Here is a 21,271-nt window from a genome sequence, read left to right as displayed (position 1 = left end):
GATAGTGGACCCCGCTACCGAACCGATCAAGGCGGTCAGGCTTCGGCACCCGATCCGTACGGCTCTTGCTGTCGTCATTCTGCTGCTGGTGGTCCTGTTCGTCTGGGATGCCGCCACCAGGGAGGCCTACCAGTGGCCGCTCGTCGCTCAGTACCTGTTTGATCGCCGGATCAGCCAGGCGGCAATCGTCACGCTCGCCCTGACCATCTTCGCGATGGTCCTGGCGATCGTGATGGGGCTGCTCCTCGCGGTCATGCGTCTGAGCGACAATCCGGTATTGAAAGCTGTCTCGTGGGCATACCTCTGGCTGTTCCGCGGCACGCCCGTGTACGTCCAGCTCGTGTTCTGGGGTCTGCTCGGCACGATTTATCGGTCGGTAAGCGTCGGGGTCCCGTTCACCGACATCGAGTTCTTCACGGTCTCACCGTTCGAAGCCATCGACCTGTTCTGGCTCGCCGTTCTTGGTCTCGCGTTCAACGAGGCCGCATATATGGCGGAGATCGTCCGTGGCGGCATCCTCAGCGTCCCGCGTGGACAGGATGAGGCGGCGCGCGCTCTCGGCATGAGCTGGCGTCAGACCATGCTTCGGATCGTCGTTCCGCAGTCGATGCGGGTGATCATCCCGCCGACAGGCAACGAAGTGATCTCGATGCTCAAGACGACGTCGCTCGTCACCGCACTCGGCTTCTCACTCGAGTTGTACGCGCGGACCCGAGCCATTTCGGCGCAGATCTACGCGACGGTTCCGCTGCTCATCGTCGCAAGCATCTGGTACCTGCTGGTCACGAGCGTCCTGATGATCGGTCAGCACTACCTCGAGAAGTACTACGGCCGCGGCGTCGCCCCGCAGCGGGCTCCGGAGACCGACCCGGTCGCCACCGGCTCGGTCACCACGGTGGCTGGTTCCGCAGCGCCCGGCACAGCGGGGCCCGACGCGACTACCGTTCCGCCGCCCACGAGGGAGCACCAATGACCGATGTCCCGATGGTCCACGCGGACCATATCGTCAAGAGCTACGGCACCCACGAGGTCCTCAAGGACATCTCCGTCACGGTCAAGCGCGGTGAGGTCGCGTGCCTCATCGGACCCAGTGGGTCCGGCAAGTCGACGTTCCTGCGGTGCATCAACCACCTCGAGGCCATCAACGGCGGCCGCCTCTCGGTCGACGGCGACCTGATCGGGTACCGGCAGCGTGGCGACAAGTTGTACGAGATGTCGCCGTCGGAGGTGTCGAAGCAGCGGGCGGACATCGGGATGGTCTTTCAGTCCTTCAACCTGTTCCCGCACATGACAGTCCTCGAGAACATCATCGAGGCGCCGACTCGGGTCAAAGGCATCAAGAAGTCAGAAGCGGTTGCGACAGCCTTCGAGCTGCTCGAGCGCGTCGGACTGTCGCACAAGTCCAAGGTTTATCCCGCTCACCTCTCCGGTGGTCAGCAGCAGCGCGTGGCCATCGCCCGTGCTCTCGCGATGAGCCCGAAACTGATGCTGTTCGACGAGCCGACGAGCGCGCTCGACCCCGAACTGGTCGGAGAGGTCCTCGACGTCATGAAGGGCCTGGCCGAGTCCGGAATGACCATGATCGTCGTGACCCACGAAATCGGCTTCGCCCGCGAGGTGGGTGATTCGTTGTTCTTCATGGACGGTGGCGTGATTGTCGAGTCCGGCGACCCGCGTGAGGTGCTGAGCAACCCGCAGCACGAGCGCACCAAGTCGTTCCTGTCGAAGGTCCTCTAGCCGGCCAGCACTTTGCGGATGCGCTGCAGGGAGACGGTCTCTGCAGCCCCGATGTTCTGTGCGAACAGGCTCAACCGGAGTTCCTCGAGCATCCAGCGCGCCTTCACGAGGTGTGGGGGAGCGAAGGGGTCGAGTGGAATGCTCCCACCAGCGGCCTCGTAAAGCTCGGTGGCGGCCTGGATCTCGTTCATCCAGACCCGGTCACGGCTCGGATTGTCCGGCAGCTTCTCCGCGCGGTGAGCGATACCCGCCAGATAGCGGCGCAGGGACGCCAGTCGGACGTTCCCGGTCGCCGAAACAAACCCCGCGAAGACGAGTCCGTTCAGTTGAGCCGTGGCATCCGAGAGAGCGGGAAGCAGGGTGAGGCTTGTCGCGCGTTTGAGCGCCTTCTCTGCCGTCCGTGCGGCGGTGAGAACCTTCGCGACGAGGGATACGGTGTCGAACATCGTATTCATCATCGCGCCCGATACCCGGTCGCGAACCATCTCGAACTCGGCGCGCATGAAGATGCATCCGTCGGTCGAGACCCGGAACAGGACGTCGTCGATACACGCGACGAGGCAGTCATCGAAGAGAGCCTGGGTTGACGGGTACGGGCTCGTCGCGAGGACGAGTTTCTCGGCTGAGGTGAGGTGCTGCTGCACGTACGTCACCGGCGACGGGACGGCGAGGAGCAGCAGGCGGCGAACCCCGCCCGGCATTGCCCGTCGCTGGTCTGCCTCGGTAGCCATGATCCGGATCGCGACGGACGTGCGCTCGTCGACGAGGGCCGGATAGCCGCGGATGGTGTTCCCGGCGTGGCGGGTGTCGACGTAGCGGGGGAGCTCGTCGAAGTCCCACCGGGTGATGCCGGAGCGCTCGAGGGCATTCGGCGTCGCCTCCGCGACCTTGGCGACGCTCTCCCGGGTGCGCGAAGCGAGCCGGCGCTGCAGGTCCTGGAGGTCTTTGCCTGCCGCGACCTGGCGGCCCTTCTCATCGACGACGCGGAAGGTCACGCGGAGGTGGCCGGGAATCCGCGACAGGTCGAAGTCGGATGCCTCGATCGGCATATAGGAGAGTCGCTTGATCGCGATGGCGAGGTGTGCAGCGAGCGTGTCGTTGTTCGTCGCCTGCGGCGCCGGTTGCGGCGGCGACGTCGGCAGCTCAGCCATGAGCTTGCGCGCCCAGTCGGCAGCCGGAACGACGTTACGGCGAATCGCCTTGGGCAGCGATTTGATCATGGCTGTGACGAGGTCCTGGCGAAGGCCGGGAACCTGCCAGTCGAACCCGGCGGGGGAGAGGCGCGGGAGCAGCGGAAGCGGCACCTGTACGGTGACGCCGTCGTCCTCGGCACCGGGTTCGAACCGGTATCGGAGACTGAGCTTCTGGTCGCCCTGCTTCCATATCGGCGGGAACTCGGTTTCGTCGACTTCAGGTGCGTCGTCGGGCAACAGGTCTTCCTGCCGCATGGTGAGCAGGTCCGGTGTTGCCTTTTTGGCGTCGCGCCACCATCCCTCGAAGCTGCGGGTCGAGAACACGTCGGCCGGGATGCGGGAGTTGTAGAAGTCGAAGACAGCCTCGTCGTCGAACAGGATGTCACGACGCCGGGTGCGCTCTTCCAGTTCGGCGAGTTCCTTCCGCAGTTTGCGGTTGGCGCGGTCGAACGCCTGGGGTGAATCCCATTCGCCCTCGACGAGCGCGTGCCGGATAAACAGTTCGCGGGAGAGCTCGGGGTCGATGCGGGAGTACTGCACGCGGCGGCGCGGAACGATAGCGAGTCCGAAGAGCATCACCTTCTCCCACGCGACGACGGCGCCCTGACCCTTCTCCCAGTGCGGCTCCGAGTAGCTGCGCTTGACGAGGTCACCGGCGATGGATTCAGCCCATGCGGGATCGATCGAGGCGTTGGTGCGGGCGAACAGACGGGAGGTCTCCACGAGCTCAGCGGCCATGATCGCGTTCGGCTGCTTCTTCGCGAGCGCGGAACCGGGGAAGATCACGAACCGGGTCTGCCTCGCGCCGATGTAGTCACCCTTTTTCGGCGGTGCAGGGCGAGCACCCTTTCCGCGAGCTGAATTCGCAGCCGCTGCCGCGGCATCCTTCAATCCGATGTGGGAGAGAAGGCCGGCGAGGAGCGACTTGTGAATGCCGTCGGGGTTGATCGTGCGGTCGCCGAGCGTGAGCCCGAGGGGCTTCGACAGCTGGCGAAGCTGGCGCACGACGTCCTGCCACTCGCGCACCCGCAGGTAGTTGAGGTACTCGTTCTTGCACAAGCGACGGAACGCGCTGGAGCCGAGCTCTTTCTGCTTGTCCTCCAGGTAGTTCCAGAGGTTGAGCAGCGTGAGGAAGTCACTCGTCGGGTCGACGAAGCGGGCGTGCTGCTCGTCGGCCTGGGCACGGCGTTCGAGCGGTCGTTCCCTCGGGTCCTGGATGGTGAGGGCGGCGACGATCGCCATCACCTCGCGGGAGACCCCGTGCCGTTTCGACTCGACGACCATGCGGGCGAAGCGGGGATCGATCGGCAGCCGCGAGAGGTCGCGGCCGACGCGCGTGAGCGTCGGCGTCTTGCCCTCTGCCACGGTGATCGCGTTGAGTTCGCGCAGAAGATCGATGCCGTCCTTGATGCCGCGCGAGTCCGGGGGCTGGAGGAACGGGAAGGCGGCGATGTCGCCCAGGCCGAGCGACACCATCTGCAGGATGACGGCGGCCAGGTTGGTGCGGAGGATCTCCGGTTCGGTGAATTCCGGCCGGGCTCCGAAGTCCTGCTCGGAGTAAAGCCGGATCGCGATGCCGTCGCTCGTACGGCCGGAACGACCCGAACGCTGGTTCGCGGATGCCTGCGAGATCGCCTCGATCGGGAGCCGCTGGATCTTGGAGCGGACGCTGTAGCGGGAGATCCTCGCCGTGCCGGCGTCGATGACGTACTTGATGCCGGGAACGGTAAGGCTCGTCTCGGCGACGTTGGTGGCGAGCACGATGCGGCGGCGAACGCCGGCGATCGAACTCGGCTGGAAGACCCGGTGCTGCTCGGCGCTTGTCAGCCGCCCATACAGCGGGAGGACCTCGGTGACCCCTGCCCCGCCGGAGGCATATCGGGCGCGGAGAGCGTCCGCGGTGTCGCGGATCTCGGTCTCGCCGCTGAGAAAGACGAGGACGTCACCCATCGACTCCTGTGCGAGTTCATCGAGCGCCGCGGTGATGCCGTCGATCGGGTCGCGGTCAGGTTCGGTGTCGGATGCCTCGTCCGGGTCAACGTCCTCGGCCGGCGCGTCGGCGACGAGTGGCCGGTACCGGATCTCGACGGGGAACGTCCGGCCGGACACCTCGACGATCGGCGCGTCGTTGAAGTGACGCGAGAAGCTCTGGGGGTCGATGGTCGCCGACGTGATGACGACCTTGAGGTCCGGGCGCTTCGGCAACAGCTGCTTGAGATATCCGAGAAGGAAGTCGATGTTGAGGCTGCGCTCGTGGGCCTCGTCGATGATGATCGTGTCGTAAGAGCGCAGCATCCGGTCGCGGTGAATGGCGTTGAGCAGGATGCCGTCGGTCATGAGCTTGACCTTCGTGTCCTTGCCCGCCTGGTCGGTGAACCGCACCTGGTAACCGACAACACCACCGAGTTCGACACCGAGTTCTTCGGCGATGCGCTCGGCGATCGTCCGGGCTGCGAGTCGCCTCGGCTGGGTGTGCGCTATCGACTCGCGGCCCAGTTCGAGAAGGATCTTCGGCAGCTGGGTGGTCTTGCCCGATCCGGTCGCGCCGGCAACGATGACGATCTGGTTATCGCGAAGAACCTCTTTGATCTCGTCCTTCATCTGGCTGACGGGCAGCTCGGGAGGGTAGGAGATCGTGAAAGACATAGCCCTCCATCGTAGGACACGCTGTCCGCGAGTTACCCGGTCTCGCTGCGGAGGCGCGGCGCAGATCGCGAAAGATCTGCAAAGCCATTGACACGGCAAACTACTTTGCGTTACAAAGTAGATATGGCACGATCACAAGGAGCCGCAATGACCGAGAACACAAGGAATGGCGCCGAGGCGCACGACGATGAAGAGGCGCTGGATCCGGCTGCCATGCTCGAGCTGATGCAGGCACAGCAGCGCAGTGTGACTACACAGATGGGAAGCTTCGTCGGTGCCATCACCGCAACGTGGGGACTGGCCTGGCTTCTCGGTTTCGGAGCGCTCTGGCTCATCGACGGACTGCGACCATCGTTCGGCATCCCCCTCCCCGTTGCCGCGTGGACCTTCGGCGGACTCATCGCCGTGGCGATCGTCATCTCGATCGTGCTCGGGGTGCGCAACACCGCCGGTGTCCGGAGTAGCCGGGCGTCCGCCTTCACCGGAGCCGTCTACGGCTCAACCTGGTCGGTCTCCATGATCGCCCTCTACATCTTCGGAGCGGGACTTATCGCCAACGGGATGTCGCCGTCGCTCGCGACGATCTACTTTCCCTCCGCGTTCGTTCTGATGACCGGAGTTCTCTTCATGATCTCCGGTGCGATCTGGCACGCGGTCCCCGCACTGGTGTGTGGGATCTGGCTCGTGCTCGTCGCTGTCGTCGCCCCGTTCTTCGGCTATCCGAACCACTACCTCTTCCTCGCCCTCGCCGGCGGTGGAGCGTTCCTCGCCCTCGCGGTCGGGGCCGGGCTCTACTCGCGGCGTGTGCGTCGGGTTGCGAGCGGGGTGGGTCGTCGTGGCTGATCTCGATCCGGTGATCCACGCGCAAGCCCGGCTGCGGATCACCTCTGCGCTGGCAATTCTCGAGCCGGGTGAAAGCATCTCCTTTCCCAGGCTCCAGGAGATTCTCGACATGACAGCGGGCAATCTCTCCACGCATCTCAAGAAGCTCGAGGATGCCGCCTACGTGCTCGTCACGAAGACACACCAGGGCAAGACGCCCGTCACCTATCTCGAATTGACCAGGACCGGGCGCCGCGCGTTCGAGGATTACACCGAAGCGCTGCGAGCGCTTCTGGGAGGTAGCTCATGAATCCCCTCGCACGATTCGAGTCCGTCACCCGGCGGTTTGGGCCTGTGACCGCGCTCGACAACGTCTCGCTCGAGATCGAACCAGGGCGCATCGTCGGGTTGCTCGGTCCGAACGGTGCAGGCAAGACGACGCTGCTCACCCTGTTGCAGGGACTCCGACGCCCCACCAGCGGAACGGTGGAACTTTTCGGCTCCAGCCCCTCGGACTACCGCACACGCCGTTCTCTCGGATCCACCCCGCAGGAAACGGCCCTCCCTCCCACCCTGCGTGTTGGTGAGGTGATCGACTTCGTCGGCAGGCATTTCGATGACCCCGTTCCAACCGGAGCGATTGCCGACGAGTTCGGACTCGGGACGATGCTCAGGAAACAGACCGGTGCTCTCTCCGGCGGGCAGAAACGCCGGTTGAGTGTGGCGCTGGCTTTCGTCGGCCGACCGAAGCTCGTTCTGCTCGACGAACCGACGACCGGCCTCGATGTCGACGCACGGCGCACCCTGTGGGATGCCGTCCGGCGGCAGCACGACGGCGGTGCAACGGTCGTCATCACCAGCCACTACCTGGAAGAAATTGAAGCGCTGGCGGAACGCGTGGTCGTGATGGGGGAGGGCCGGATTCTTGCCGATGACGACCTCGGCGCTGTGCTCGAGCAGGTCGGTCTCCGCATGGTGCGGATCACGACGCCGGACGTGTCTGCCGTCGAAGCTCTCTCCGGGGTCACCTCCTCTCGACAAGAGGATGACGGAAGCCACACATTCTTCGTGCGCGACGCCGACTCTGTCGTCACGAACCTCGTGCGATCCGGCATCCCCTTCACCGGGCTCGGTGTCCGTGGCGCCAGCCTCGAGGAGGCTTTCCTCACCCTGACCGGCGCGGTGGGCGCCGGTGTCCCTCTCGAGAAAAGTGCCCGATCATGAGCGTCCTCAGCCTCGCCCTCGTTCACACCAAGTACTCCCTCCTCGAAACGATGCGTGTACCCATTGCCGTCATCGGTTCCCTCGTCTTTCCGGCACTCGCCCTACTGTTCTTCGTCGTACCTCAGGAGGTCGTGGCGGCTGATCCGCTCTTCGCGACGCAGGCGGTCATCTCGCTCAGCGTCTTCGCCGTCATGAGCAATTCCCTGTTCAGCTTCGGCCTGTCGATCGCCGAAGACCGGGAGAAACCGTGGGATCCCTACCTGCGCACCCTCCCGGCACCCGGCATCTCGCGAGTGCTGTCGTACATTTTCTCGATCGGGCTGATGGGCCTCGTCGCGATTGTTCCGGTCATTGTCGTCGGGGGGCTCCTCACCGCGGCCGAAGCGCCCGCGTGGCGCATCCTCGTCGGGTTCGCCGCCCTGGCGGTATCGGCACTCCCGTTCATGCTCATCGGTATCGCCGTCGGGTACTCGATGCCGTCAAAAGCGGCGATCGCCGTCGTCCAGGTCGTCATGTTCGGGTTCGCCTTCGCCGGTGGGCTGTTTTTGCCGCCGATGCTCTTCGCGCCCTGGCTGAACATGCTGTCGATGTTCTTCCCCTCGCGGCAGGCACGTGAACTCGTGATCTGGGCCGTGCAGGGCGGCGACCTTGAACCGTGGGTGTGGATCGGGGTGCTGGTGTGGACGGCCGTGATGCTCGCTGTCGCCCTCCTCCTGTTTCGTCGCGACCAGGGCCGCCGATTCCGCTGATGGCGAAGAGGCACATCCACGGGTGCCACACACGCCGCAAGGGTGGTTAGCTGGAGCAATGACGACAACGTGGACCGGTCCGGTACTTTCCCTCAACTCGGGTGCAACCATCCCGCAGCTCGGCTTCGGCGTGTTCAAGGTCGACCCGGCAGAGACCGAGCGCATTGTGAGCGATGCCCTCGAACTTGGCTACCGCCACATCGACACCGCGGCGATCTACGGCAACGAAGAGGGAGTCGGGCGCGCGATCGCAGCCAGCGGCATCCCGCGCGAAGACCTGTTCATCACCACCAAGTTGTGGAACGACGACCAGGGCACCCAGTCGGCACACGATGCCATCGACGCGAGCCTCGAGAAGCTCGGCCTCGACGCCGTCGACCTCTACCTCATCCACTGGCCTACCCCCCAGCGCGACCTGTACCGCGAGAGCTGGAAGGCGATGCAGCAGATCCAGGCTGACGGAAAGGCGACATCGATCGGTGTCTCCAACTTCCTCGCCGAACACCTCGAGAAGCTCCTCGCCGACGGTGGCACAGTTCCGGCCGTCAACCAGATCGAGTTGCACCCCGCGCTCCAGCAGCGCGAGGTCGTCGAATTCTCGAGAGCGAACGGCATTCAGATCGAGTCGTGGGGGCCGCTCGGACAGGGCAAGTATCCCCTGTTCGACGAGCCCAGCGTGACGGATGCTGCGTCGGCACACGGCAAGACACCCGCTCAGGTCGTCCTCCGCTGGCACCTGCAGAACGGCATCATCGTGTTCCCGAAGTCGAACAGCCGGGCCAGGATTGCGGAGAACCTCGACCTCTTTGACTTCGAACTGACGGACGCCGAAATGGCCGCCATTACCGCTCTCGAGCGTGACGGCCGGGTCGGGTCACACCCGAACGACGTCAACTGACGGGAGATTCTTTCCATGGCGCTGCCTGACACTTTCGATTCGAGCACGGACAGCTTCGCCGCTGACTGGGCCACCTGGCATGAGGCGCGAGAGCGGGCGACCGGTTCACCGCTCGGTGTTGCCTCTCTCGTTGCGACCCACTGGCTCGCCGGAGCACCATCCGAACTCGAAGGTGTTCCGGGTCGATGGCACGCAGCACCCGAAGGGATTGTCGGTGCCGGGCACGAGCTCACGGGGCTCACTCTTCTGCAGGGCGGACGCCCGATTGACGTGATCGAGGGGAACACCGTTGCCCTGACCGCCGGTCAAGACGTCGAGTGGGGCGAGAAGCGTCTTCGCTATTTCGAACGCGACGGCGCGCTTGCATTGCGCCTCCTCGACCCCGAGGCACCGTCACGGTCGACTCTCAAGGGAATCGATGCTTTCGAGCCGAGTGAGGACTTTGTGATCGCCGGACGGTTCCGTCCGGCCGCGCCGGACGCGAGTGTTGAATTCACGACCATCGACGGACATCGTTCCGATGATGCTCCCGCTGGGTTCGTCGATCTCGACCTCGCCGACGGACCGGTCTCGCTCACCGTCACGCTCGAACGCGGGCGCCTGCACGCAGTCTTCGCCGACGGCACCAGTGGTGCCGAAAGCTACCGTTTCCGGTTCCTCGACCTCGCCCTGCCCGACGGGGACGGATCGGTCATCGCCGATTTCAACCGGGCCTACCTGCCTCCGTGCGCGTTCAGCGACTTCTATGTCTGCCCGCTTCCGCCGGCGGGCAACCGGTTCGGCACACCCGTCCGCGCGGGCGAGAAGAACCTCATCCGCGCCGCCTGAGTTCCGGTTACGCCGTGTTGCGCCCGTCTGGCACGGCACCCGCCAACCGGCGTAGCGTCGCAGCATGGTCGAGAACACCCGCAACCGCCCCCTGAGAGTCGTCGCCGTCAGCGGCAGCCTCCACGCCCCGTCGAAGACGAGCGTGCTGGTCACCGCCATCCTCGACGAGATCGCCGCACACCACGAGATCTCACGACATGTGATCGAGCTCAGTGACATCGGACCGGAGTTCGCCGGCGCGCTCACCCGGAACGACCTCTCTGAATCCGTCGAGGACGAACTGCGTCGCATCGAGGAAGCCGACCTTCTCGTCGTGGCCAGCCCCGTCTACCGCGGTTCTTTCACCGGCCTGTTCAAGCACCTGTTCGACTTCGTTGGCCAGTACGACCTCGTCGACAAGCCCGTCTTGCTCGCCGCGACCGGTGGCGGCGAACGTCACGCGCTCATGCTCGAGCACCAGTTTCGCCCACTGTTTGGCTTTTTCCAGGCGCTCACCCTGCCCATCGGTGTCTATGCGTCGAACACGGACTTCACCGAATACACCCTCACCTCCGAGGCCGTGAAAGCGCGCGTCGAACTTGCCGTGTTGCGGGGCCTGCCCTTCGTGCACGGGTCGGAGCGGGACAGCCGCGCCGTTTCCGCCTACGTCGGAGCCTGGTAACCGGGCCGATTCGGAGCCTAGGCTGGGCGCATGGTCAATCGGCTCGCAACCTCCCTCAGCCCGTATCTCCGTGCGCACGCCGACAACCCCGTCGACTGGCGCGAGTGGGGGCAGGACGCGTTCGACGAGGCATCCGTCCGCGACGTTCCCGTCTTCATCTCGATCGGGTACTCCACCTGCCACTGGTGCCACGTCATGGCCCGGGAGTCGTTCCGCGATCCCGAGATCGCGGCGATCCTCAACGACAACTTCGTGAGCATCAAGGTCGACCGGGAGGAGCATCCGGGAGTCGACGCGAGCTACATCGCCCAGGCGGCGGCATTCACCCGGCAGCTCGGCTGGCCGCTCAGCGTGTTCACGACGAGTTCTGGCGTGGCGTTCCACGCCGGTACGTACTATCCGCCGGTCCCCATCCAGGGGCATCCGTCATTCCGGCAACTGCTCACCGCCGTCCTCGACGCGTGGACGAACCGGCGCACCGAGGTTCTGCAGAACGCGCGCGCGATCGGTGACGCGATCGCGTCATCACCGGTTCCGGCGGGCGGGGCTCTGCCCGCCCCGGCGGACATCGACCTGGCCGTCAAGCGGATCGCCGATTCCGAAGACCTTCAGTTCGGCGGGTTCGGTGCCGCGCCGAAGTTCCCTGTCGCGCCGGCGGTGAACTTTCTGCTGGATACCGAGTCGGGGTCGGAACTCGGCGCACGAACACTCGAGCATATGGCGGCGTCGCCGTTGCGCGACCCGGTCGAGGGCGGCTTCTTCCGCTACGCCACTCAGCGCGACTGGAGCGATCCCCACTACGAGCGGATGCTGTACGACAACGCGATCCTCCTCGATGCGTACACGACGACGTGGGCTCACGACACCGCCAGGGACTGGGCGGCCGAAACCGCCGCCGGTATCGCGGGATTTCTCGGCAATGTCCTGCAACTGCCATCCGGCGGTTTTGCGAGCGCACAGGATTCCGAGTCCGTGATCGATGGCGCACGGTCCGAGGGTGGATACTATGCCCGCGACGCCGCGGGACGAAAAGAACTCGAGCCGCCCGCACTCGACGAGAAGGTCCTCGCCGGCTGGAACGGTCTGGCGATCGGCGCCCTCGCCCATGCGGCCGTCGTGTTTGACCGCACCGACTGGCTCAACTCGGCTCGCGAGGCAGCCGACCATGTTCTCGCCCACCATCGCGCGACGGACGGTCGGCTCGTCCGCGCCTCGGTCGCCGAGCGGTCCTCGAACGCACCGGCGGCGCTCGAGGACTACGGGATGCTCGCGGCGGGCCTGCTGACCCTGGCGGGGGCCAGCGGCGAAGCGTCCTATGCCGTCGAAGCGCGGGCACTCGTGGACGACGTCCTCGCCGCGGGGAAAGCGGCGGGTACCGTTTTCGCCGAGCCAGGAGGAGGCGACCCGATCCTCGCTGCCGCCGGAATCGTGCTCGCCGGGGATCCGTCTGAGGGCGCTTATCCGTCCGGCATCAGTTCCTGCGCCACCGCGGCCTGGCACCTTCACTCGCTCACCGGGGAGCGGCGCTACATCGATGCCGCGATCTCGGCCCTCGAACCGATCGCCGAGCTCGCGCTCGCCAATCCGCTGTCGTTCGGCACATCGCTCGCCCTGCTCTCCCGGCTCATCCGCACGCCGGTGCAGCTCGTTGTGGTGAGCCCGGATGGGTCGTCGCCGGGGGAGAGCCTCCCGACGACGATGCGAACGCGCTCCACTGACGTCACCGCACTCGTGACCGAGCGGCAGGCAGCGGTGTTCGCAGCAGCTGGGTTCGAGTTGTTCGACGCCAGGACCCCACAAAACGGCGCGAGAGTCGCCTACCTGTGCGAAAACTTCAGCTGCCGGCTTCCTGAAAAGGTCTGAGTCAGCACTCGATCACGTTGACGGCGAGACCGCCCTCGCTGGTTTCCTTGTACTTCGTCGACATGTCGATGCCGGTCTGCCGCATGGTCTCGATCACCTGGTCGAGAGAGACGAGGTGGGTTCCGTCGCCGTGAAGAGAGAGCCGTGCCGCACTCACCGCTGTGGTTGACGCGATCGCGTTGCGTTCGATGCACGGTACCTGCACGAGCCCACCGACCGGGTCGCAGGTGAGGCCGAGGTGGTGTTCCATCGCGATCTCTGCCGCGTTCTCGACTTGCCCGGGCGTGCCGCCGAGGACAGCACAGAGGGCGCCGGCAGCCATCGCGCAGGCCGAGCCGACCTCGGCCTGGCAACCACCTTCGGCACCGGATATCGACGCGTTCGCCTTGAACAGCGATCCGATCGCGGTGGCCGTGAGAAGAAAGCGACGGATGCCGTCGGCTGACGCCCCGGGAACGAACCGCAGGTAATACGATGCGACGGCGGGGAGAATACCCGCCGCCCCGTTCGTCGGTGCGGTGACGACACGTCCGCCAGCGGCGTTCTCCTCATTGACCGCGAGGGCGAACGAATGAAGCCACTCACTCGCGAGCTCGCGTCCGCTCTCGGCCTCGGCGGCCTCGAGGTGATCGCGAACCGCCGCCGCCCGGCGTTTCACGTTCAGCCCTCCCGGAAGGATGCCGCGCCCGGCCAAGCCGTTCCGGACCGACTGGTCCATCGCGGCCCAGATGGCATCGAGCCCGGCGTCGACCTCCCCGGGCGTGCGCACCGCCTCTTCGTTCCGCCTCGCGATCTCGTCGATTCGCAGGCCGTGTTCGGCGCACAACGCGAGAAGTGTCGCCGACGTCGCGAAGGGCATCGGGTAGGCCGGCGCGGGGCGGGCGGAGAGATCCTCCCCCTCCCGGCGGATGAAACCACCGCCGACCGAGTAATAGGTTTCGCTCGCCACCGGCTCAGCCGCTGACGACCACGCCGCCAGTGTCAGGGCGTTGGGGTGTCCGGGCAGGCGGGTGCGCGGCTCGAAGCTGATGTCCTCTCTCGAGAACGGGATCGGATGAGCTGCCTCAAGAAGGATCGTGCTCCCCACGGAGAGTTCTGACCAGGCGCTCTTCACGACGGCGGGATCGCACGTCTCGGGTCGCGCGCCAGCGAGTCCGGCGACGACAGCATCCGGTGTTCCGTGGCCGATGCCCGTCGACCCGAGTGACCCGTAGAGGACGCAGGTAATGCGTTCGACCTCGGCCAGACGGCCCGAAGAAGCCAGCCGCTCGGTGAAATCGAGGGCAGCCCGCATGGGTCCGACGGTGTGCGAACTCGACGGACCAATGCCGATCGAGAACAGGTCGAATGCCGAAACATACGCCGTCATGCCGCCTCCTCGCGCCGTCCAGAGCTCCCGGCTACTCTATGCCGGAAGCGAACGAATCGGGCAGTCTGCGTGGTTCAACCAACGCCGGTTGCACGAAAACGGCACTGACCGCGAGATGGACGCAGCAAATCAGCGGGCAACGCCGATTAGCGGAGGCCCTTCTTCGAGCTGATCTGGCCGGTGTCGAACCCGAACAGATTGAGCCCGCCGTGAAAACGGGCGTGCTCGACCTTGATGCAGCGATCCATGACCACCGTGAGACCGTTCTCTTCGCCGTATCGGGCGGCCTCTTCGTTCCAGATGCCGAGCTGCACCCAGACGGTCTTCGCTCCGACAGCGAGCACGTCGTCGATCACCGACGGGATGTCACTGGCCTTGCGGAAGACATCGACGATGTCCGGCACTTCGGGCAGCGAGGCCAGGTCCGGGTACGCCTTCTGCCCGAGGATCTCGTCGGCGTTCGGATTCACGAAATAGACCCGGTAGCCGCTCGACTGCAACAGGTAGGTGCCGACGAAGGAGCTCGATCGTGCCGGGTTGGGCGATGCGCCGACGATGGCCACCGACTTCGCAGCCCGCAGGATGCCGAGGCGCTCCTTCGCGTCAGGGCCGACCCACGTACGCTGCGTCTTGAGCAGCTTAGCGAGGGGGGAATTCGCCGGGAGCGAGCAGGTCAGACCGTTCTTCAACTGGGTGGTCACGAGATCCGACACGATTACACCTCCACTGCCTGGCCGAGTGCCTGATCGAGATCATAAATGATGTCGTCGACGTCTTCGATACCCACACTGAGCCGCACTACACCGGGAAGAACGCCCGCGTCGGTGAGCTGCTGCTCGGTGAGCTGGGCGTGCGTCGTCGACGCCGGGTGGATGATCAGGGTCTTCGTGTCGCCGATGTTCGCGACGTGGCTCGCAAGGTCGACGGACTCGATGAGCTTGCGTCCGACTGTGCGGCCGCCCTTGACGACGAAGCTGAACACGCTTCCGGCACCCTTGGGCAGGTACTTCTTCGCACGGTCGTGGTGCGGGTGCGACTCGAGGCCGGCCCAGTTCACCGCTTCGATCCGAGAGTCCTGTTCGAGCCAGGTCGCGACGGCGCGGGCGTTCTCGACGTGGGCCTGCATCCGGTAGGACAGGGTTTCAACGCCCTGTGCGAGAGCGGCTGCGGAGGTGGCGGAGAGCGCGGGGCCGATGTCGCGCAATTGCTCGGCGCGCAACCGGGTGAGGAACGCGTACTCGCCGAAGTTGCCCGACCACTGGAGGCCGCCGTAGCTCGGGACCGGCGCATCGAACAGCGGGAACTTCTCCCCGCTCCAGTCGAACCGGCCGCTCTCGACGACGACACCGCCGAGGGTCGTGCCGTGCCCGCCGAGGAACTTCGTCGCGGAGTGCGTGACGATGTCCGCTCCCCACTCGATCGGCCGGTTGAGGTAGGGCGTCGCAATGGTCGAGTCGATGATCAAGGGCAGGCCGTGGGCGTGCGCGACGTCGGCGAGGCCCTCGATGTCGGCGATCTCACCGGACGGGTTCGCGATCGTCTCGGCGAAAATGAGCTTGGTCTTGTCTGTGATCGCCGCCGCGTAGTCCTCGGGGTTCGAGGAACGGACGAACGTGGTCTCCACTCCGAACCGCCGCAGCGTCACGTCGAGTTGCGTGATCGATCCGCCGTACAGATTTGCGGATGCCACGATGTGGTCACCGGCACCGACGAGGCTCGCGAAGGTGATGTATTGCGCGGCGAGTCCGGATGCCGTCGCGACGGCGCCGAGCCCGCCTTCGAGGCTTGCTACCCGTTCCTCAAAGCTCGCGACGGTGGGGTTCGCGAGCCGGGAGTAGATGTTGCCGTACTTCTGGAGGGCGAACCGCGCGGCAGCATCCGTCGTGTCGTCGAAGACGAAAGCCGTTGACTGGTACACCGGGAGCGCGCGCGCACCGGTCGTCGAGTCGGGGATGTTGCCCGCATGGATTGCCCGGGTGCGGAAGCCGTATTCGCGATCTGCCATGTCATCGAGGCTATCTGCTCGGATCGGGCACCCATTCCGGCGTCGTAACACTGTGACGCGAATCCGGCCAGTCCCTCAGCCGACGAGGGAGACGGCCGCGAAAGCGAGTCCGGCGATCAGCAACCACGCCAGCAGGCCGACGAGGAGCGCGCGCCATCCGGTGGTGACGAGGCGGCGCAGGTTCACTGAGGCACCGAGCGCGAAGAGCGCGAAAGCGAGCAGGGTCGTCTGGATGCCGTCAGCCGTGTCAAGGACGGAACCCGGGATCGGAACGAACGTCCGGAGCAGGATCGCGGCGATAAAACCGGCGACGAACAGCGGAACGATCGGCGGGCGGCTCATTCCTTCGCCGACAGCCCTGCGGCGTTCAACGACCCCGGCGACGGTGACGATCGGGGCGAGGAGGAGGACGCGCGTGAGCTTGACGACGAGGGCGACGGCGAGTGCACCGCTCCCGGCGAGTTGCGCCGTGGCGACGACCTGGCCGACGTCGTGGACTCCGGCGCCCACCCAGTGCCCGAATCCGATGTCGGTGAGACCGAGCGGATGCCACAGGGCGGGGAGCACGAAGATGGCGAGCGTGCCGCAGAGCGTGACGAGAGCGATCGGCGGTGCCTGCTCCGAACTCTTCGCCCTGACGACGCCGGCCATCGCGCCGATGGCGCTGGCGCCGCAGATCGCGAACCCGGTGGCGAGGAGGAGTGGCTCGTGCCCGGGGAGCCGGAACAGTTTGCCGAGCGCCCAGGTTCCGGCGAAGCTCAGCAGCACGACGGCGACGGTCGAGACGAAGACGCCCCAGCCGAGCCCGGCGACGTCGATGAGGCTGAGCTTCAACCCCAGCAGGACGATGCCGATGCGCATGAGGCGCCTGGCGGAGAAAGCGATGCCGGGCGCGAGGATGCCGTCGAGCCCGCGGCGGAGCGACGGAACCTGACCGCAGGCGATTCCGAGCATTACACAGACGGTGAGGAGGGGGAGCGCGGGAACGAGCGTGTGCACGCCGGCGGCGACCAGCACGGCAGCGGCGGCGACGAGGAGTCCGGGGGCACGCGAGCGCCAGACGGAAGGCGCAGCCTCAGTGGCGGTCACACCCATGACGGCAACCAGGAGTGCAGCATCCAGAACCAGTACGGAACAGTTGTGGCGGACCACAGCGGGTACCAGAAGGCGCTGACGAGGGCGGCAGAGGCGACGAAGAGCACGGTGAGTGAAATGCCGCGGCTCCTGCGCCACGCTTCGTCGCCCGGCGAACCGAGGATCAGCCCGAGAACGTAGACGAGGCCGAGCACGAGGTACGGCAGAAAGACGATCGTGTAGAACTGGAACACGGTGCGTTCGGTGTACAGCAGCCACGGCAGATATCCGGCGACGATACCCATGAGAATCAAACCGACGCGCCACTCGCGGTGCCGTGCCAGTCGGTAGACGAGATAGAGGAGCGCTGCGACGCCTGCCCACCAGATCAGGGGGTTCGCGATCGAGGTGATCGCCTGGGAACAGGGTTCGACGGCGCAACCGGGAGTTCCGGCATCCGGGGAGGCGTACCACATGCTCGTCGGCCGGACCATGGTGAGCCAGCCGAGCGGGTTCGCCGCGTACGGGTGTGACTGGCTCAACCCGACGTGGAAGGTGTAGATCGACTGTTGGTAGTGCAGGAAGCTCTGCCAGGCAGGCGGCACCCAGGCGAATGCCCCGGTCCAGGCGTTCGAGGCCTGCTCCGCCCAGTTGCGGTAGTACGCATTGTCGGAGACGAACCAGTTGGTCCAGCTCGCGAGGTACACGACGAGCGCGGGCGGAACGAACAGGAGGAATGTCGCCGGGCCCTGCTTGAGCACCGACGCGCTCGTCCACAGCCCGAGGCCGAGGCGCCGGCGTGCGAGCGCGTCGACGGCGATGAGGTACAGCCCGAACGCGGCGAGGAAGTACAGACCGCTCCACTTGACGCTCGAGGCGAGACCGAAGAACAGCCCGGCGGCGAGCACCCATGGCCGCCACCAGATCACCGGTCCCCACGCCGGGTCCCTCCCGGCTGCGCGGAGGCGAGCCACGCGCTCGCCGAGGACGCGTTCGTGCCTCGACCGATCGAGCATGACACAGCCGAAGCCGAGCAGTGCGAACAGCATCACCGAGTTGTCGAGGATGGCGACACGGGACATCACGATCGCCTGGCCGTCGATCGCGAAGAGGAAGCCGGCAAGAACGGCGAGAAGCGTTGAGGCGAGAAGTTTGCGCGCAACGAGCATGAGCGCGACCACGGCGAGCGTTCCGATCAGGGCCGTCGAGATGCGCCAGCCGAAACTGTCACCGGCCCCGAACGCGGCGAGACCGAGTGCGATGAGCCACTTGCCGAGAGGCGGGTGCACGACGTACGACGGATCGTTCGAGTACCCCGAGGTCTCACCACGGTTGAACGCCTCATCGGAGTTCTCCGGCCACGATGACTCGTACCCGTTTTGCAGCAGAGTCCAGGCGTCTTTCACGTAGAAGGTCTCGTCGAAGACGAGGGAGCTCGGGTGCCCGAGATTCCAGATGCGCAGGATGCCGGCAAGCAGCGCGATGAGGAGGGGTGCTCCCCAGTACCACGCCGTCCGTCTGGCGGGAGTGGACAGCATCCGCTGGGACCAGTCGTAGAGTCGGGAGCCCCGTTCCCCGGGGGCCGTGTCGTCGATCGCGCTGGGTCCGGCTGCATCACCGGTCGCGCCGGGTTCTGCCGGGTCGCTGGTCGCGACCGGGGCGAAGGGGTCGCGATGCGGGACAGACACCCTGCAATGCTAACCATGCGAGCGGTCCACCCGATGGCGGGTGGGAGACTGGGGTCATGATCATCCTCGCAGCGACCCCGATCGGAAACCTCGGGGACGCCTCGAAGCGCCTCGTCGACGCACTCAGCTCGGCGGAGGTCGTCGCCGCCGAGGACACCCGGACGACGGTGAAGCTGCTCAAGGGACTCGGCATCGCCCACAAACCTCGACTGGTGAGCCTTCACGAGCACAACGAACGCGAGAAATCGGCCGAACTGATCGAATTCGCGCGCGAGGCAGATTTGCTCGTGCTCAGCGACGCCGGCATGCCGACCGTGTCGGATCCCGGCTACCACCTCGTGGTCGCCGCTGTCGACGCCGGCGTGGAGGTTACTGTCCTGCCCGGCCCGAGCGCCGTGATCACGGCACTTGCCGTCTCCGGCCTGCCGACGGACCGGTTCACGTTCGAGGGCTTCCTGCCCCGCAAGCACGGCGACCGGGTGACGTCGTTCCGGTTGCTGGAACACGAACGCCGCACGATGGTCTTTTTCGAATCCCCGAACCGTCTCGCCGATTCCCTCGCCGACGCGGCATCCGTTTTCGGAGCCGACAGGCGGGTGGTCGTCTGCCGTGAGCTCACGAAGATGTTCGAGGAGGTCAAACGCGGCACGGCGGCCGAACTCGCCGAGTGGGCTCAGGCGGGTGTGCGCGGCGAGATCTGTATCGTCGTCGCCGGTGCCGAGAAACGGGAGTTCGACCTGCACGACGGTGTCGTCCAGGTGCTCGAACTCGTCGCGGCGGGCGAACGGCTGAAGGATGCCACGGCGCAGGTCGCCGAGGCGACCGGGCTCAGCAGGCGCGAGCTCTATCAGGCGGCGCTCGCCGTGAAGAACTGACCCGGCGTCACACGCTGGGCAGCGGCTCTAGGATTGTCCCTATGGCCAGCGGCAATTCGTTCTACATCACCACGCCCATCTTCTATGTGAATGATGCGCCCCACATCGGTCACGCCTACACGGAGGTGGCCGCTGACGTGCTCGCCCGCTGGCACCGCCAGGCCGGAGATGACACCTGGTCGCTCACCGGCACAGACGAGCACGGTGAGAAGATCCTCCGCACGGCGACGGCCAACGGCAAGACGCCGAAGGAGTGGGCAGACAAACTCGTGAACGAGGCGTGGAAGCCGCTGCTGTCGACCATCAACATCAGGAACGATGATTTCATCCGCACGACGGAAGAACGCCACGAAACCAATGTGCAGCTCTTCCTCCAGCGGCTCTACGACGCCGGATTCGTTTACTCGGGGGAGTACGAGGCCCTGTATTGCGTCGGCTGTGAAGAGTTCAAGCCGCAGTCGGAGATCGTCGACGGCACCGGTCCGTTCGAGGGCCAGAAGGTGTGCGCGATCCATTCGAAGCCGCTCGAACTGCTCAAGGAGAAGAACTACTTCTTCCGCATGAGCGACTTCACCGACCGGTTGCTCGCTCTGTACGAGGAACGCCCGGACTTCATTCAGCCCGACTCCGCCCGCAACGAGGTCATCCAGTTCGTCAAGCAGGGGCTGTCCGACCTGTCCATCTCACGGTCGAGCTTCGACTGGGGTGTCAAGGTTCCGTGGGACGACTCGCACGTCGTCTACGTCTGGTTCGACGCGCTGCTCAACTACGTCACCGCCGTGGGCTACGGGCAGGACGACGAGGAGTTCGCCCGCCGCTGGCCGGCGACCCACATCGTCGGAAAAGACATCCTCCGTTTCCACGCCGTCATCTGGCCGGCGATGCTCATGGCCGCCGGGCTTGAGGTGCCCAAGCAGATTTTCGGCCACGGCTGGCTCCTCGTCGGGGGCGAGAAGATGTCGAAGTCGAAGCTCACCGGCATCGCGCCCACCGAGATCACCGACACCTTCGGTTCAGACGCCTTCCGTTATTACTTCATGCGTGCCATCGCCTTCGGGCAGGACGGCTCGTTCAGCTGGGAGGACCTGTCTGCCCGGTACCAGGCCGAACTCGCCAACGGCTTCGGCAACCTCGCGTCTCGCGTTGTCGCGATGGTCACCCGCTACTTCGACGGGGTCGTCCCGTCCGAGGGCGAACCAGACGACGCAGAGCGGGCGATCCACGCCGTCGTCTCCGCGGCATCCGACCTCGCTGACGCATCGATCGAGAAGCTTGCCGTGCACGACGCGCTCGCAGCGATCTGGCGGATCGTCGACGAGCTCAACGGTTATATCACCGACTCGGAGCCGTGGGCGCTGTCGAAGGACCCGGCGAACCGCGAACGGCTCGGCACCGTGCTGTACACGGCGGTCGACGGACTGCGCGCTCTCGCCGTGCTGCTCTCTCCGGTTCTGCCGGAGGCGACAGCCCGGCTGTGGACGGCTCTCGGCGGACCGGATGCTCTCGGCCCGCTCGAGGACCAGCCGCTCCGCGATGCCGGCCGATGGGGCCAGCTGCCGGCAGGCACCCAGGTGTCGGCGCTCGAAGCGTTGTTCCCGCGGATCGAAACCGCCGTCAGCTGAGCCGGTCGCGCCACCGG

At 65.8% G+C, this 21,271-nt stretch carries 18 protein-coding genes; 12 read left to right on the top strand and 6 right to left on the bottom strand.

Translation table 11 applies throughout. The annotated features are described in order from the left end of the window. The first annotated feature begins 1 nt into the window (after position 1). Both ACWA1Q_RS10435 and ACWA1Q_RS10430 read left to right on the top strand, forming a co-directional pair. On the top strand, positions 2–973 hold the full coding sequence (locus ACWA1Q_RS10435; protein ID WP_463760842.1) for an amino acid ABC transporter permease: 972 nt from the start codon (positions 2–4) through the stop codon (positions 971–973). Then, positions 970–1,737 carry an amino acid ABC transporter ATP-binding protein gene (locus ACWA1Q_RS10430; protein WP_463757192.1) on the top strand — a complete coding sequence of 256 codons (768 nt, stop codon included), beginning with the start codon at positions 970–972 and terminating at the stop codon, positions 1,735–1,737. Before ACWA1Q_RS10435 ends, ACWA1Q_RS10430 begins: the two co-directional genes overlap by 4 nt. Here the strand turns inward: ACWA1Q_RS10430 and hrpA are convergent. Continuing rightward, positions 1,734–5,576: an ATP-dependent RNA helicase HrpA gene (gene hrpA, locus ACWA1Q_RS10425; protein WP_463757190.1), complete on the bottom strand. Its 3,843-nt coding sequence runs from the start codon at positions 5,574–5,576 to the stop codon at positions 1,734–1,736. The two genes, ACWA1Q_RS10430 and hrpA, sit on opposite strands and share 4 nt — an antisense overlap. Before the next feature lie 147 nt (positions 5,577–5,723). On the opposite strand from hrpA, the gene ACWA1Q_RS10420 reads away from it, so the two are divergent. The 8 genes from ACWA1Q_RS10420 to ACWA1Q_RS10385 all read left to right on the top strand — a co-directional run bounded on the left by ACWA1Q_RS10420 (position 5,724) and on the right by ACWA1Q_RS10385 (position 12,621). Beyond that, positions 5,724–6,419: a hypothetical protein gene (locus ACWA1Q_RS10420; protein WP_463757189.1), complete on the top strand. Its 696-nt coding sequence runs from the start codon at positions 5,724–5,726 to the stop codon at positions 6,417–6,419. Next, complete coding sequence (locus ACWA1Q_RS10415; RefSeq protein ID WP_463757187.1) at positions 6,412–6,708, top strand: transcriptional regulator; 297 nt, start codon at positions 6,412–6,414, stop codon at positions 6,706–6,708. Before ACWA1Q_RS10420 ends, ACWA1Q_RS10415 begins: the two co-directional genes overlap by 8 nt. After that, on the top strand, positions 6,705–7,622 hold the full coding sequence (locus ACWA1Q_RS10410) for an ABC transporter ATP-binding protein (protein WP_463757185.1): 918 nt from the start codon (positions 6,705–6,707) through the stop codon (positions 7,620–7,622). Before ACWA1Q_RS10415 ends, ACWA1Q_RS10410 begins: the two co-directional genes overlap by 4 nt. Beyond that, positions 7,619–8,371, top strand: coding sequence for an ABC transporter permease (locus tag ACWA1Q_RS10405; RefSeq protein ID WP_463757183.1), 753 nt, complete (start codon positions 7,619–7,621; stop codon positions 8,369–8,371). The genes ACWA1Q_RS10410 and ACWA1Q_RS10405 overlap by 4 nt, the downstream gene beginning before the upstream one ends. A gap of 58 nt (positions 8,372–8,429) precedes the next feature. Beyond that, positions 8,430–9,269: an aldo/keto reductase gene (locus tag ACWA1Q_RS10400; protein WP_463757182.1), complete on the top strand. Its 840-nt coding sequence runs from the start codon at positions 8,430–8,432 to the stop codon at positions 9,267–9,269. A gap of 15 nt (positions 9,270–9,284) precedes the next feature. Continuing rightward, on the top strand, positions 9,285–10,097 hold the full coding sequence (locus tag ACWA1Q_RS10395) for a DUF1684 domain-containing protein (protein ID WP_463757180.1): 813 nt from the start codon (positions 9,285–9,287) through the stop codon (positions 10,095–10,097). 64 nt (positions 10,098–10,161) lie between these two features. Further along, entirely contained in the window at positions 10,162–10,758 is a 597-nt protein-coding gene (gene msuE / locus ACWA1Q_RS10390; RefSeq protein ID WP_463757179.1) for an FMN reductase, read from the top strand. Between the two features lie 30 nt (positions 10,759–10,788). Continuing rightward, positions 10,789–12,621 carry a thioredoxin domain-containing protein gene (locus tag ACWA1Q_RS10385; protein WP_463757177.1) on the top strand — a complete coding sequence of 611 codons (1,833 nt, stop codon included), beginning with the start codon at positions 10,789–10,791 and terminating at the stop codon, positions 12,619–12,621. 1 nt (position 12,622) lies between these two features. Here ACWA1Q_RS10385 and ACWA1Q_RS10380 read toward each other — a convergent pair whose 3' ends face one another. From ACWA1Q_RS10380 to ACWA1Q_RS10360, 5 genes are all read right to left on the bottom strand, one after another. Continuing rightward, on the bottom strand, positions 12,623–13,990 hold the full coding sequence (locus tag ACWA1Q_RS10380; RefSeq protein WP_463757175.1) for an L-serine ammonia-lyase: 1,368 nt from the start codon (positions 13,988–13,990) through the stop codon (positions 12,623–12,625). A gap of 146 nt (positions 13,991–14,136) precedes the next feature. Then, positions 14,137–14,703: a CoA-binding protein gene (locus ACWA1Q_RS10375; RefSeq protein ID WP_463757174.1), complete on the bottom strand. Its 567-nt coding sequence runs from the start codon at positions 14,701–14,703 to the stop codon at positions 14,137–14,139. Positions 14,704–14,705: 2 nt separating this feature from the next. Then, complete coding sequence (locus ACWA1Q_RS10370; protein ID WP_463757173.1) at positions 14,706–15,995, bottom strand: O-acetylhomoserine aminocarboxypropyltransferase/cysteine synthase family protein; 1,290 nt, start codon at positions 15,993–15,995, stop codon at positions 14,706–14,708. 75 nt (positions 15,996–16,070) lie between these two features. Next, positions 16,071–17,090 carry a YeiH family protein gene (locus ACWA1Q_RS10365; RefSeq protein ID WP_463757172.1) on the bottom strand — a complete coding sequence of 340 codons (1,020 nt, stop codon included), beginning with the start codon at positions 17,088–17,090 and terminating at the stop codon, positions 16,071–16,073. After that, positions 17,081–18,757, bottom strand: coding sequence for a dolichyl-phosphate-mannose--protein mannosyltransferase (locus ACWA1Q_RS10360; RefSeq protein ID WP_463757171.1), 1,677 nt, complete (start codon positions 18,755–18,757; stop codon positions 17,081–17,083). The genes ACWA1Q_RS10365 and ACWA1Q_RS10360 overlap by 10 nt, the downstream gene beginning before the upstream one ends. 56 nt (positions 18,758–18,813) lie before the next feature. Here ACWA1Q_RS10360 and rsmI point away from each other — a divergent pair, with 56 nt between their 5' ends. Together rsmI and metG are read left to right on the top strand one after the other, a co-directional pair. Then, on the top strand, positions 18,814–19,632 hold the full coding sequence (gene rsmI / locus ACWA1Q_RS10355) for a 16S rRNA (cytidine(1402)-2'-O)-methyltransferase (RefSeq protein WP_463757169.1): 819 nt from the start codon (positions 18,814–18,816) through the stop codon (positions 19,630–19,632). Between the two features lie 41 nt (positions 19,633–19,673). Continuing rightward, positions 19,674–21,254: a methionine--tRNA ligase gene (metG, locus tag ACWA1Q_RS10350; protein ID WP_463757167.1), complete on the top strand. Its 1,581-nt coding sequence runs from the start codon at positions 19,674–19,676 to the stop codon at positions 21,252–21,254. The last annotated feature ends 17 nt before the right edge of the window (positions 21,255–21,271 follow it).

Source organism: Mycetocola sp. TRD_SC_2 (assembly GCF_055361225.1).
The sequence above is the reverse complement of the archived record's forward strand: the minus strand, read 5'-3'. Positions and strand labels throughout refer to the sequence as shown.